Source organism: Neisseria viridiae, from assembly GCF_962747995.1.
GTDB classification, from domain to species: Bacteria; Pseudomonadota; Gammaproteobacteria; order Burkholderiales; family Neisseriaceae; genus Neisseria; species Neisseria viridiae.
This window is the reverse complement of record NZ_CAUJAJ010000021.1, coordinates 16,444-30,415: the sequence shown is the minus strand read 5'-3', so window position 1 is coordinate 30,415 and position 13,972 is coordinate 16,444. Positions and strand designations below refer to the sequence as shown.

Annotated in this window: 9 protein-coding genes and 1 pseudogene; 6 read left to right on the top strand and 4 right to left on the bottom strand. The window is 54.0% G+C overall.

The genetic code is table 11. From position 1 onward, the window contains the following. The 3 genes and pseudogenes from Q9J79_RS09525 to Q9J79_RS09515 all read right to left on the bottom strand — a co-directional run. Window positions 1–270: pseudogene (locus tag Q9J79_RS09525) on the bottom strand (DUF459 domain-containing protein); the annotation flags it as partial. A gap of 10 nt (window positions 271–280) precedes the next feature. Then, window positions 281–1,717 carry an MBOAT family O-acyltransferase gene (locus Q9J79_RS09520; RefSeq protein ID WP_301911266.1) on the bottom strand — a complete coding sequence of 479 codons (1,437 nt, stop codon included), beginning with the start codon at window positions 1,715–1,717 and terminating at the stop codon, window positions 281–283. 129 nt (window positions 1,718–1,846) lie between these two features. Further along, on the bottom strand, window positions 1,847–3,004 hold the full coding sequence (locus Q9J79_RS09515; protein WP_301911265.1) for a sugar transporter: 1,158 nt from the start codon (window positions 3,002–3,004) through the stop codon (window positions 1,847–1,849). 146 nt (window positions 3,005–3,150) lie between these two features. Here Q9J79_RS09515 and Q9J79_RS09510 point away from each other — a divergent pair, with 146 nt between their 5' ends. Further along, window positions 3,151–3,363: a heavy-metal-associated domain-containing protein gene (locus tag Q9J79_RS09510; RefSeq protein ID WP_107961212.1), complete on the top strand. Its 213-nt coding sequence runs from the start codon at window positions 3,151–3,153 to the stop codon at window positions 3,361–3,363. Between the two features lie 91 nt (window positions 3,364–3,454). On the opposite strand, the gene Q9J79_RS09505 is transcribed toward Q9J79_RS09510, so the two are convergent. Next, window positions 3,455–8,686 carry a RecQ family ATP-dependent DNA helicase gene (locus tag Q9J79_RS09505; RefSeq protein WP_301911264.1) on the bottom strand — a complete coding sequence of 1,744 codons (5,232 nt, stop codon included), beginning with the start codon at window positions 8,684–8,686 and terminating at the stop codon, window positions 3,455–3,457. A 301-nt stretch (window positions 8,687–8,987) separates the two neighbouring features. On the opposite strand from Q9J79_RS09505, the gene Q9J79_RS09500 reads away from it, so the two are divergent. From Q9J79_RS09500 to Q9J79_RS09480, 5 genes are all read left to right on the top strand, one after another. Continuing rightward, entirely contained in the window at window positions 8,988–10,526 is a 1,539-nt protein-coding gene (locus Q9J79_RS09500) for a class I SAM-dependent methyltransferase (protein WP_301673257.1), read from the top strand. 81 nt (window positions 10,527–10,607) lie between these two features. Then, complete coding sequence (locus Q9J79_RS09495; RefSeq protein ID WP_301673245.1) at window positions 10,608–11,714, top strand: conjugal transfer protein; 1,107 nt, start codon at window positions 10,608–10,610, stop codon at window positions 11,712–11,714. 64 nt (window positions 11,715–11,778) lie between these two features. Continuing rightward, window positions 11,779–12,234, top strand: a complete 456-nt coding sequence (locus tag Q9J79_RS09490) for a low molecular weight protein-tyrosine-phosphatase (RefSeq protein WP_441338256.1) — start codon at window positions 11,779–11,781, stop codon at window positions 12,232–12,234. Between the two features lie 229 nt (window positions 12,235–12,463). Continuing rightward, complete coding sequence (locus Q9J79_RS09485; protein WP_002258597.1) at window positions 12,464–12,940, top strand: Fur family transcriptional regulator; 477 nt, start codon at window positions 12,464–12,466, stop codon at window positions 12,938–12,940. Next, the gene (locus Q9J79_RS09480) at window positions 12,928–13,854 is read left to right on the top strand and encodes a CobW family GTP-binding protein (protein WP_301911263.1); all 927 of its coding nucleotides are present in this window, start codon (window positions 12,928–12,930) and stop codon (window positions 13,852–13,854) included. Before Q9J79_RS09485 ends, Q9J79_RS09480 begins: the two co-directional genes overlap by 13 nt. Window positions 13,855–13,972: the final 118 nt, after the last annotated feature.

The following is a 13,972-nucleotide window of genomic DNA, read 5'->3' as shown; positions in this document are numbered from 1 at the left end:
GGCCCAAGACGGCATATCTGTCGAACCGCCGTCTTGGGCCGCCGGCGGCGTTTCGCCGGACAGGAAGGCTTTGATGCCGTCTGAAAGGGCGTAGGCGTTTTCTTGCAACGCCGCACCGCTCCGCCACCATCCGTAGGCGGTGAGCGGTTCGAGCGGGCTGTTGCGGTGGTAGGTCTGCTGCCAGTAGGCGTTGATGGGGTTTTGGCTGAACCACACGGCAATCAGGGCAGACATCAATATGGAGGCGAAAAGGGAAAGAAAGTGTTTCATGTCCAAACCCTTAAAAATTGGCATAAATAAAGCCGGGTATCCCCGAGGGGGCGAGGACGATAATCAGCAGCAGGATGATGGAAATCGGGATAAACCACAGCCACATCGGGATTTTTTCCAAACCTTTGACCGCGCCGTCGAAAGCGCGTTGCAGGTAAGGGTAGAGCAGCATGACGGATGCAAACGAGGCAAGCAGCAGCATATCCGCCCGTTGCGGCGCATTCCAGCCGTTGGCATTAGCAAAGAGGGCACTGAAAACCGCGCCGGCATCGTCGGGGTTTGCGGTATTGAAGACGACGAAGGTCAGGCAGACAAAATGGAAGGTGATGAGCCATGAGAGCGGTGCGAGGTATTTCAGACGGCATAGCGCGTTGCGTCCGAAATAACGGTCGCCCGTGTTGAGCAGCACCAGTGCCGTGCCGTGCAGCGCGCCCCAAATGAGGAAGTTCCAGCCGTAGCCGTGCCAGATGCCCGAGAGCACCATTGCCGCCATCAGGTTGAGCTGAGTCCGTAAAAAGCCTTTTTTGCTGCCGCCCAAGGGGATGTAGATGTAGTCGCGTATCCAGGTGGAAAGGCTGATGTGCCATTTGTCCCAAAATGCGCGGATGTTTAAAGCACGAAGCGGTGCGGAGAAGTTTTTGGGCAGCCGGAAGCCCAGCAGCATCGCCATACCGATAACCAAATCGGAATATCCGGAAAAGTCCAGGAAGAGTTGGAAGGTATAGCCGTACACGCCCGCCAATACGCCCCAGCCGTCAAATTGGGCGGGGTTTTCAAATACGGGCGACACCCAGTTTTCCGCCAGCATCCCCGCCAGCCACCATTTTTTGGCAATACCCAGCAAAATCAGGGAAACGGCGAGTGAGGGGCGGACGGGCGAACGCGGATGGCGGGTGCGGATTTGCGCCAATGCGCCCGCCTGCTCGCCGTCCGCGCTTTTGAATGCGGCGGCGCGGATAATCGGGCCGGAGGTAACGGTGGGAAAGAAACTCAGGTGCAGCAGCAGCTCGTGCCACCCGAAACGCGCGGCGTGCGGCGCACGGAAGCAGTAAACCAGATAGGCGATCGACTGGAAGGTGTAATACGAAAGCCCCAGCGGCATCAGGATGTCGATTGCGCCGCCTTTTCCGGCATATTGGGCAATCAGCGGCCGGAAAAAATCGAAATATTTGAAAAAGCCCAAGACGGTCAGCGAGGCGGCAATGCCGCACCCCAGCCAGAAACGGCGAGTATTTTCGCGATCGGAACGGAGCAGTTCGCCCAAAAGGTACACGCAGGAGGAATAAAGGACGACGATTGCCGCAAATACGGGGCTGATATGGTAGAGCCAGCCCATACCGGCAGCCAGAAGCAGCAGGTTTTGGACGGACGGGTATTTCGCCCAGCCCCAGTAAATCGGCAGGAAGGCGAGAAAGAACAGTGCGAATTCGACAGACAGCAGCGGCATAAACCATCCTTGGAATAAGAAAATAGGCGTTAAAACACGGCAAAGCCAGCTATTTTAAGCAGGGGCGGATATTTCTTCAATCAAAATGCCGTCTGAAGGGTGGGAGGGGCTTCAGACGGCATCGCGCGGTCAGGTTCGGATATGGCGGTTCAAATTCAGGCAGACCCACAAACCTGCCGCCGCCGCAAACATACCGACGATGCCGATACGGGAAATGCCGGCATATTGCGTTACCCAATGTCCCAGCAGTGCGCCGCCGCCGATACCGACGTTGTAAAGTCCCGAATAAACCGAGTTGGCAAGGTCTGCGGCATCGGAGGCGAAATCTAAAACTTTGGAAACCATCCCCAGACTGACGACCACAATCGCCATCCCCCATACGAACACCAGCGCGTAAATGGCGGCAGGTAAATGCACCAAAGGCAGCAAAAGCCCCGAAGACAGGGCGATAAGCGATACCGCGCCCGCCAAAAATGCGCGCGGATGTTTGGCAAACCATTTGCCGAACAGGTAAGACGCGGCAAAACCCGCCAGACCGTACAGCCCCAAAACCACCGTAACCTGCCGCGCGGAGAAACCGCCGATTTGGATGACGAAGGGCTCGATGTAGCTGTATGCGGTAAAGTGCGCCGTGATGACCAGTACCGTCATCGCATACAGCAACATCAGTTTTTTCCGTTTTAAAAGCAGGGGCAGGCTGCTTAAAGAACCGGCATTCACGCTCGGCAGGCGCGGCAGGCTTTTGGCAAGCACGGCCATCACCGCCGCCGCACACAAACCAATCAGTAGAAAACTTGCCTGCCAGCCCAAATATTGTCCGACCATACGTCCGAGCGGAATCCCCGCCACCATCGCCATCACCGTTCCCGTACTGAGCAGGCCTAAAGCCTGATTTCCCTTTCCGACGGGGGCGATGCGTACCGCCAGCGAAGCCGTAATGGACCAGAATACCGCGTGCGTCAGCGCAATCCCCACGCGGCTTGCGAGCAGGATTTCAAAACGCCAAGAGGCAAACGACAGGATGTGGCTGACGGTAAACAGCGCAAACAAAATCAACAACAGACCGCGCCTTTCCATATGGCGCGTCAGCAGCATGAGCGGCAGCGAAGTCAGCGCGACAATCCATGCGTAAACCGTAATCATGATGCCTGTTTCGGTCGCCGCCATGCCGAAGCTTCGTCCGATGTCGCTCAAAAGCGCGATGGGGATAAATTCCGTCGTGTTGAAAATAAATGCGCCGATTGCCAAGGCAACGATGCTCAACCAGGGTTTTTGCGAAGCGTTCATTGTTGTTGTCCTGATGGGAATTGCCGCCATTATGCGCAAGCGTCCGTATTTTTTCAAACCGCCGCACCGTTTCCGCGTTTGCCCAAGTTCACGCTCCGACTTACAATAACGCCCGTCAGAATGCAGTACCAACGAAAGGAAAAATGATGGAAACCCTTATCCTCGACATCGGCGGTATGAGCTGCGGCGGCTGCGTCAAAAGCGTTACCCGGATACTGGAAAGCGTCAAAGGCGTGGCAAGCGTCGAAGTCAGCCTTGAAAACAAAAGTGCGACCGTCGGTTACGATTCCGCGCAAACCGATGCGGGGGCGTTGATTGAAGCCGTAGAAGACGGCGGCTATGATGCCGCGTTGAAATAAAGCGGCAAAAATGCCGTCTGAAGCCTTCGCGCCTCCCCGATGCCGTCTGAAGCACGCTCCGTGCCTTCAGACGGCATTTTTTATGTAAGGTTTACGGTTTCTGAGGAATCATCAGTACGGGGATGACGACTGCCCATACCGGAATGTCTTCCCGATATTGTTCGAGATATTTTTTGCCGACATCTTCCAAATAGAAGACACCGACAGCGGCAACGGCGGCACGGGCATGTTTGGGGATTTTTTCTTTAAAATTCTTGGCGGTTTTGGCAACCGGTATATTGTTGGCGCAGAAAAGGTAATTGCCGCCGCCGTCTTCAATGATGTCCAGGCTGTCGCCGGTTTTCAACATTTTGGCAGCTTCGATGCGTTCGCCGATTTCCCCGTATGAAGGATTTTCGTTTTCTCGGGCGATGAAGCCGATATCCAACGCTCCTCCATAGTTGGAAAGCATCCTATATTCGACATTCAATTCAGGCAGTTCGGCAAAGGTGCGGCCTATGCGCTCTACGTCTTCTGGCAGCGCGTTTATCCAGGGATGGCGGGATGAGTGGCAGATCAGCGTCAGCGTCTTTTTGGCACGGGTCATGGCGACATAATAGAGGCGGCGGTTTTCGTCGCTGCGCTCTTCCCAGCCGTCGTCCAGGATAAAGACGTGGTCGAACTCCAAACCTTTGGATGAATGCGCCGTTCCCAAGAATATGCCGTCTGAACGGCTGATTTTTTCGTTGCCGACATATTCGTACAGCCAGTTTTTCAGAAATGCCGCAGGATGTTGCGGTGCGGCAGTGTTTTCAGACGGCCGGGCAATGGGGAATTCGTTGAGGAAGTCGGCTTTAAGCTGTGCGAACCAGTTTTCCCATTTCTTGCCGCTGTGCCTGATTTCTTTCTCTATCAGCCGACAGAAATCCGCCGAAGAAAGCATACCGTCCACCGCCGTTTCGATGCCGTGCACCAGACGGACGAATTCGCGTGTTTTGCATAAAGGCAGGCTTTGTTCGTTTGTCAGGAAGTAGGGGATGCCGTTTTGTTCGCACCATGCCTGCATGGGGTTGAGTGTGTCGTTGTTGCGGGCAAGGACGGCGATGCTGTTCCAAGGGATGTCCGCCAAATTCCGCAAACGCTGTATTTCCGCAATGACGGCTTGGGATTGGATGTTGAAGCGTTTTCTCCGGTGGAACTCGGGGTGCAGGCGGATGACGAGGACGAGGACGCGGCCTTGGCGTTCGGGGTCGGTTTTCTCCCAGCCTCCGCCGTCGGGGTCTTGCCGCCTTTCGGGATTGACGGCGATAGGGTGCAGGGTTTTCAGGCGGTCGGGCATTCCGCTTATCACGCGGTTGGCGGCGGTGATGATGTTTTGCGTGCTGCGGTAGTTGAAAGTCAGGAAATCGGGCGAATCCACGCCGTATTCTTCCTGAAAACGGCGGATGTATTCGTTGCTGCTGCCGTTGTAGGCAAAGATATTTTGGTCGTCGTCGCCGACTGCAAGAATGGTCAGCTTGTCTTCATCGTCGCGTTTCCTGCCTGCCAGTGCGGAAACCAGCCTGTAATGCCGTTCGCTGATGTCTTGGTATTCGTCTACGAGGATATAGCGGAATCCCGACATGATGCGTTCGCGCGCTTCGTCCCCGTCGCCGCCGCCGATGCCGTCTGAAAGCATGGCGGTGGCGGCTTCACACCATTTTTCAAACTGTTCTTCGGTTTTCCGTTTCTCCTGTTCTCTGCTTTTGCCGTCGAAGCCTTTGCTGTCGAAACGTACGCCTAAAAGCCGCATTGCCATACCGTCGTAAGTCAGGACGGTAACGGCCCGGGCAAGGTTGCCGACCAGTCCGTGCAGGCGGCGTTTGACTTCCAGCGCGGCAAGCCGGGTAAAGGTCAAAACGATGATGGAGGATGCCGGAACGTGTTGGACGCGCAGAAGATAGGCGACACGGTGGACGATGATGCGCGTTTTGCCGGAACCGGGGCCGGCAAGCACCAAGCGGTTCCTGCCGCTCTGATCGGTAACGACGGCTTTTTGCACGCTGTTCAGACCGTCCGTGACGGTATGGAGGGTATCCGGAGAGACGGGTTCTTCCAACTCTTTCAGCCTTCCTGAGAACCATTTGTCCTTAAATGATTTTTCATCCGTTTTAAAATAGTCGGCGACCAGGTTTAAGGCTTCGGCGATATTTTTGAGTGCGCGTTCCGCATATTCGCGCATGACGTGGATTTGGAAACGTTTTTCCCCGTAAAACGTTTCCAAGGGGCGGTAGTCCGATTTGAGGTATTGCCGTTTGGATTCCAGCGCGTTCCGGTTGGGGACGATGGTCATCGCGTGGCGCAGGATGGTAATGCCGTGGTTCAGTTTGATGATGCCCAGTTTGTGCATGAACAGCAGTGCCTGCTTGAGCAGGGTTTCGCGGCGGTTTGCCGGAATCTGTACCGACAATTGCATATCGTCGGCAAGCTGCTGCACCATTTCGCCGATTCCGGTTTCCACGACGACATCTTTCCGCCGGACACCCTCTGTCTTGCCGACGAGAAAGGACAGGATGCGGGCGCAGATGTTGCGGCGCAAAAGGGCGGTTTCCTGAATATTTTCCCAGCTGTCATTGTTTTTGAAGCGGATTTTCAGGCAGCCGTTGCCAAAGTCGCGGATTTCAAAGCTGCCGTTTTTATTGGATTCGAGTGCGGATTTGTCGTCCGCAAAAGACAGGATGAGCTGCTTGATTTCGGCGGGCGTGCTTTCCAGCCCCGAATCGTGCATTTCGTAGCAGACGGCATTGACGGCGAGATTTTGCCATATTCCTTGGTCGGCATCGGGAATTTCCGTTTTCAATATCTGCCAGAGTTTTTCTTCCCATCGGCTTATTTTTTCCAAAAGCCCCGACGACGGTTTGACATTGTCGGTACGCAGGATGACGGTCATACGCGTATCGTTGGTCAATATGCCCATTTCTTCGAGGCTGTGCAGGTGTCCGCGCAATTCTTCCAAGCTGCATGCGGTCGCCTGTATCAGGTCGTCGGTACTGAGCGGCTTGTCATCCGGTGCGTTGAATACGATTTCGGCAATGGTCAGGTAGATTTCTTTGAGCCGTCGGGCGAACCGGCCTTTTTGAATCAGCTCCGAAGCCTGTTCCAGAGTCAGTTTGCCCGAGCGCGAAGGGAAGATTCTGGTGCGGTTTTCTTTGCGGTCGAGCAGTTCGGCACGTTCCAGCCAGGAAATGGCGGTTTTGATTTTGGTGTCCGACTGGCGGTCGTCCCTGTCGAAGCTCATATATTCTTCGCTGTCTTTCAGAATCTCGCCGCCGGTGGCGACGACTTCGCCGCAACCGTCCTTGCCGTGTGCTGCCGCGTTGAGCATGCCGATTTTGCGCCATACCGTTTTGAGGTCGCGCAATTCTATTTGCGACATTTTGCTGATGCCGAATTGGGTATCCACATCGCTTTTTTCATAAAGCAGGATGCATTTTGCCTCTGCGCGGTCCCGTCCGGCGCGCCCGGCTTCTTGAAGGTAGTTTTCCAGCGAACCGGTGATTTCGGCATGAATGACCAGCCGCACATCAGGTTTGTCCACGCCCATGCCGAAGGCGTTGGTGGCGATGATGACGCGCAAGCCGCCCTCGATAAAGCGGTTCTGTATGTCTGCTTTGGCATTGGTTTCCAGGCCTGCGTGGAAGTATTCGCACGCCCAGCCTTGTTTTTGGAGGTATTCGTTATAGCCTTCCGCACTTTTGCGCCTGCCGACGAAAACGACTGCGCCACCCCTTTGATGGTCGAGTTCGCGGTGGAGCAGCTCGTCGATTTTTTGTTTTTTGATGCCGTCTGAAGCTTCGAAAACTTCGTAAGACAGGTTGTCGCGCGCGTTGTCGCCGATAAATTGCCTGAATTCTATGCCGGCCTGCTCGCGGAAATTATCGGTAATGTCGGCAAGTACGTCGGGTTTGGCGGTGGCGGTAAAGCAGCTTACCGGTGCGGTGCCGCCGTTTTTCCTGCCGTGTTCGGCGATGAATTTGACCGCATACAGGTAATCGGGTCGGAAATCGTGCCCCCATTTGGACAGGCAGTGCGCCTCATCGAATACCCAGCCGTTGATTTGACGTTGGGAAATGGCGGAAATGAAACTGTCGTTGCGGAACTGTTCGGGGGCGACCAGCAGGATGCCGATGTCGCCCAATGCGGTTTTGTCCAATATTTCGGCGCGTTCGACCACTTCGACTAGGCCGTTGAGCATGGCGGCGCAGGTAATGTTTTTTCTGAGCATTCCGTCCAGCTGGTCTTTCATCAGCGACTGTAGGGGCGAAATGACGACGGTCAGCCCGCCGTTACGGTAATAGCGGTTGAGTGAGGGAACTTGATAACACAGGGATTTTCCGCCGCCCGTGGGCAGGACTGCCAGCGTGTGCAGACCTTTCATCCCCGACTGCACAATGGCGCGCTGACCGCCTTTGAAACCTTTGAAATGGCGGAATTCGGACAGTTTGAAATAACGCTGCAACTGGGCTTCGGGATTGAGCATGTCGGCGCAGTAGTTGCAGTTGCTGTCGCCGCAGTCGTGATCGCGCAGTTCGGCAATCAGCCGCGCCGTTTCAGGAAAACGGCTCCGCACCCACGGGGCAAGCACGGAGTTGCCGCCGGAGACGTTTAGCCATGACAGGGCATAGGCAAGCGAAGGATAGATGTCGCGATTGCGGATGTCGGTTTTCATCAACTCTAAAAAACGCGTGCGGCAGACTTTCAAACGCCCTTTCCCTTCGTTGTCCTGCATCATCATCCAAATAATGCGTATCAATCGGTTGGTATCTGGGTGTTCGGTACGTTCGGCGAAGGAGATGCCGTCTGAAGAACGATACGGCAGACGCATATCGGACAATGCCGCCCACAGGGTAAATTCATCGGGCCTTTCGGTTTTGATTTTGCCGAATGCGGCACACTGGTCTTGAAAAAGCTGCCAACAGGCGCGGCAATCCGCCAACGGAGAGTTGAGTTCGGAAGAGATGATTTTGTAGTTTTTAATCAGGCGGTGGTACGGGTTTTGCGGAAAGGCGAGTGGCGACAGCTTCAGCGTATCGATAACGGGCAATGAAAGCCATGCCTGGTCGGGCGCGGCTTTTTTCAAATACAGCAGGTCATGTTCGAGGAAGTTATGTCCCATCAGCCATTCCGCACCTTCCGCAAGGGGCTGCATTTCCGCCAATGCCTTCCTGAATCCTTCTTCATGGCGGAAGCTTCGTTCAAACCCGAGGTCAAGGTCGGGCCGGTATGCACCGATTTTGAAGACGGTATCGGTTTTGGGGTTAATTTCCAAGTCGATGATTAAAACGGCAGGTACGGCAAAATCCATGGTGGTCGGGATGCTAGCATAAAACGGTCAATATACCATAGTGTTGAGTCTTTATCCCTGATTTCGGAAGATGGCGGAGGGATGCGTCCGGACGTATGCGCATACCTTCAGACGGCATACTTGTTCGGAAGCCCGATAATTTTCGTGCGGTTGAAGTAGGCAGGCGAATTGGTTAAACTTGCGGGCATATTGTCTTTAGAGTGAACAAAATATGTCGAGCAAGAAGAAAAAAGCCGCTTCCGCACACCCCGTTATGGCGAAGAAAGCGCAGCAGACGGTTGTCGGCAGTCTCGCCTCCCATATGGCGGAACCTTCGGAAATATCGGACATCAAAAATTCATATGATGATTTGATGTACGAATCCGGCGCGTTCCCTCAAACAGCCATCAATAATTTGGAGGCACGCGCCCGCCTGATGGGTTTGCAGCCCGCGCCCGCCGCCAATGCCAAGGTCTTGGAGCTGGGCTGTTCGATGGGCGGCAATATCATCACGCAGGCACTTTATTACCCGGATGCGGAATTTACCGGTATCGACTTGTCCGGCAGGCAGGTTGCGCAGGGCAACGCCATCATTGAAAAAATGGGCTTGAAAAATGTTCGCCTGGAAGAAAAAGATATTTTGACCATCGATGAATCATTCGGGAAGTTCGACTATATCATCGTCCACGGCATTTGGTCGTGGGTGCCTGACGCAGTTAAAGACAAAATCTTTTCGATTTGCCGGAACAACCTGACCGAACACGGCATTGCCTATATTTCATACAATGTTTACCCCGGCTGGAAACGGCAGGAGCAGTTGCGCGAAATTATGTACTTTGCCGGCAGGGATGTGCTTGAAGAAACCTTGGAAGCACGGACGCGGAAAGGCTTGGACGCGCTCAAGGCGCTGGCGGAAATTTTGGAAAACGACAAGGGCTTGGGCGGCGGCGGCAAACTTCCGGCGATTCAAAAAATATTGAATCATAATTTTTATTACATCGCACACGAATATATGGAGGCGTTTAACGACCCGATTTACGTCAACGGCTTCATTGAATGGGCAAACCGCCACCGGCTGGCGTATATCGGGGATACCGATTTGCACGTGTCTTTTGTTTCTTGGATGGCGGAGCATACGCGGGAGCGGATTCTGGCGTTGGCCGGGGGCGATTATATTGCCAAGGAATTTTATAGCGATATTTTATCCGACCGCCAATTCCGTCGTTCGCTTTTATGCCGTGAGGAAGTCGGGGATGCTGTCAGGCGTGATGAGTCAGTTGCTGTCGAAGTGATAGAAAGTTTGAATTTCCGCCCGGCAAGAGGGGAAAGGATTGATTTTGATGAAAACGATACTCTGCTTTCGGGCATACGCGATGTGATGAAAACCGGAGAGCCGTTTAAAACGGAAGATGTTGCAGCAAATCTTGCCCGCCGGTTTCCCGGTTTGGAATTCGACCGCATGAAAATCAATTCCCAGCTTTTATTGCAAACCATTCTCGGGCGTTTTTCTGTTTCATCAGACAATGCGGGCAAACAATTTTTCGAAGACCATAAAACCTACGTACCTGCACGCTTTACAGACTATGTTGCCGCCTTTGTGGAACACGGTGCGGAAGCGTTTGTCCGGCCTGCCAACCGTTACAACGAAAGCACGCCCTCGTTCGGATACGGGCACTTGTACATTATGCGGCAATTGTCGCAGCCGACGACCAAACAGGCGGTGATAGATGCGGTTGCCGAAAACTTGAACATCGTCAGCACCACGCCCGACGGTTTGACATTCCATCCGCCTGCCGAAGTGTATGTGGAAGAAATATTGGCAGACTTGGCAGACAGGCATTTTCTCGTTTCGGCGGATTGACGGGCAAGTCCCGGCGGCAATCCGTCCGATATATTTTCAGACAGGAAAGACACACACTGCGAAAAGCGGTACGCGACACATATGAACCAGACATTTACCTTGCCCGATACGCGCCCGTATCCCCAAAATCCGATTAAAAACCACCTGCTGCTCAATGCCTACCAGTTGGCGCACAATTCCTCACAGGCTTCGCGCAAACTCTCGTCCGGCCAACTTCAAACCGAAATCAGGGGGATGCTTGAGCAAAACCACTATATCAACCTTTCCCTCGCGCTGACGATGTCGCCCGATGCCGGAACTTATGCCGCGCTGCTTTCCAGTGTGAACGCGGTACTCGATTGCGAGAAAGAAGGCGAAGTGCAGTGGTTCGCCCTGCCGGTCGTGCTGGTGTCCGGCTGCAAGAAAGAACGGGCAATCGAGATGAAGCTGCCGACGGAGGCATTGTTTGCCTGTTTGCAAAACTATCCGCAGCTGCGCGCGTTGACGCAAGAGACACAATGGCTGCCTTATCTTGTGCATTCTTCCGATTTGAGTGCCGTTACCCCCGATATATGGTGGCGCGCAAAACAGAACGAAGAGGCGGCTGCCAGACATTTGCGCAGTTTTGAGGAACGTCCGCTCGTCATGCCTGAAGGACAATCTGTCCATGTGGTCTATGCGCTGGGTTTCGGCAGCGGCAAGGTTCAGACGGCATTGGGTCAGAACCTTCTTCAGGCAGGCCTGCCCTTAATGCAGGTATGGCAGGAAAATCTTGCATCGGAAGGCGTTACACTGTTTGCCAATCCGCTTTCCCCGGATTCTCCGGTACGCGCGCTTTCAGACGGCAGCCACACGCGCCAACGTATGGCGATGGATGTTTTTGCGGCAAACGCGATACGCGCCGTGCGGATGCAGAGTCCGCGCGTCGGCGTAGTCGTTGCTGCAAAGGCGGGCGGACAGGTTTTATTCGGATTTAATGCGACCGACGGCGCGTTTGAAGTCGTGCCGCAGGTGTTTTCGTGGCAGCTTTCCTTTACCGACAACATCGCCGTTGTTCAGCAAAATTTTTTGGATTTAATGGCAGAATGCCGCGTGGAACACGTTTACCTGCTGCATAATGCCTTGGGCGAACAGGAAAACATCCCGAGCTATGCGGAAGCGTTGAAACGGGAAGGGCACAATCCGTTTTTCAGTACACAATACGATTGACCTGCCGATGCAGTCTGAAAGGGTTTCCGCTTCAGACGGCATCGCGTTGGAACAGGGCGTAGATATGAGAAAACCGAAAATCCTTTTTGTCTGCCTCGGCAACATCTGCCGTTCGCCGATGGCGGAATACATTTTGCGCCGCCGTGCCGCCGAAGCGGGCATTCCCCTTGAAACGGACAGCGCGGGGACATCGGGCTGGCACGACGGCGAAGATATGCACCGCGAGACGGCGAAAATATTGAAAAAACACGGTATCGATGCTTCAGGCTTTACCAGCCGCAAAATACGGAAAAGCGATGCGGCGGCGTTTGACTACATCATCGCGATGGACGGCAATAATTTGTCCGAATTGGAAAAAACCTTCGGCAGGCAGCCGGAAAAAATATTCAAACTGACCGACCTGATACCCGAAAGCGGTTACGACCATGTCCCCGATCCGTGGTACACGGGCGATTTTGAAGAAACATACAGGCTTGCGGATGCGGGCTGTCGGGCATTGTTGGAAAAGATTTCCAAATAAAGTAATTGAATACAAACACAAATATATAGTGGATTAACAAAAACCAGTACAGCGTTGCCTCGCCTTAGCTCAAAGAGAACGATTCTCTAAGGTGCTGAAGCACCAAGTGAATCGGTTCCGTACTATTTGTACTGTCTGCGGCTTCGTCGCCTTGTCCTGATTTTTGTTAATCCACTATAAAACCGCCTCCTGCCGTATCGGTCGTTCAGACGGCATAAACAGGAAATTTATGAAAACAAACTTCAAACAGAAAATCATCGATCAGGCACGCAGCGAAGGCTTGCAGGTAACCGCTTTGCGCGAGCAGGTATTGGATATTGTCTTGCAGCAAAGCGGCGTGATTAAAGCCTACAACGTCTTGTCGCAGATGCAGCAGCAAAGCGAGGGCGCGGTTGCGCCGCCTACCGCCTACCGCGCCCTTGATTTTTGGGCGGAGCAGGGCGTTTTGCACAAAGTGGCGGCGGTCAACGGCTATATTTTGTGCAGCCACGCGCAGCACGAGTGCAACGACCATTGCCACGACCACGAAGAAGCCGAAGCGCACCACAGCGCGTTTATTTTGGTCTGCACCGAATGCGGCACGGCGGACGAGCAAACCCTCAGCCACGAGTGGGCGGCACTGCGCGCAGGCGTTGCCGAAAGCGGCTTTGCGCTGAAAGAAGAACACGTTGTTTTAACCGGAATCTGTAAAAAATGTCAGAAATGAAAAAAACCAAAGTCCACCTGATTTCAGGTTTTCTGGGAACAGGCAAAACCACCGCGCTTAAAAGCCTGATGGCGCAAAAAGAGCCGAACGAAAAATGGGTCATCATCGTCAACGAGTTCGGCGAAATCGGTATTGACGGCGCGGTATTGAGCGACAACGGCATCCCTGTGGCAGAAATCGCCGGCGGCTGTTTGTGTTGCACCGCAGGCCCGCAAATGGGCGTAACCGTGCAGAAAATGCTGCGCGACGCCAAGCCCGACCGCCTGATGATTGAAGCAAGCGGACTGGCGCACGCAGCCAGCGTCATCGACGAATTGAAAGCCAAACCGCTGGACAGCCTTTTGGAAATCGGCGCCGTCTTTACCGTCGTCGATCCGCGCCAGTTCGTCAACCCCGATTACGCGCAGCAGGCGTTGTATAAAGACCAAATCGGCATCTGCGACGTATTGGTCGCCAGCAAAACCGATTTATGCACCCCCGAACAGCTTGCCGAATTTCACGACAAAGCGGCAAAACTGTTCCCGCCCAAAGCCAAAGTGGTCGAAGTCCGAAACGCGCAACTCGACATCCAATGGCTTGATATTCCCGTCATCGAAAAATCACGCTACCGCCTCAAAGCCCTGCCGGACAACACCATGGGCTTCCAGTCGCAAGGTTTCACATTCCCCGCCGGACGCGATTTCGACGGCGAAAAATTAACCAACTTCTTCAATGATTTGACCAAAATGACCGAAGGACTCGTCCGCGCCAAAGGCGTGTTCCAAGTATTGGGAACGTGGGTGTGGCTCAATTGGGTAGACGGGCAGTGGGGCGCGAACCAAGTGTCTTGGCGGCGCGATTCCCGTTTTGAATTGATTGCCAAATCGTTTGATGCGGATTTAATCGAACAAAAGCTCAAAGACGCATTGGAATAGCGTTCACGCGCTTCAGACGGCATAGGAAATGAAAATGCCGTCTGAAGGCTTTAACCGTTTCCAAAATCGCCCGCGTCAAAACCGCCGCGTCGTCGTCGGGTAATAACACGCGGCAGAC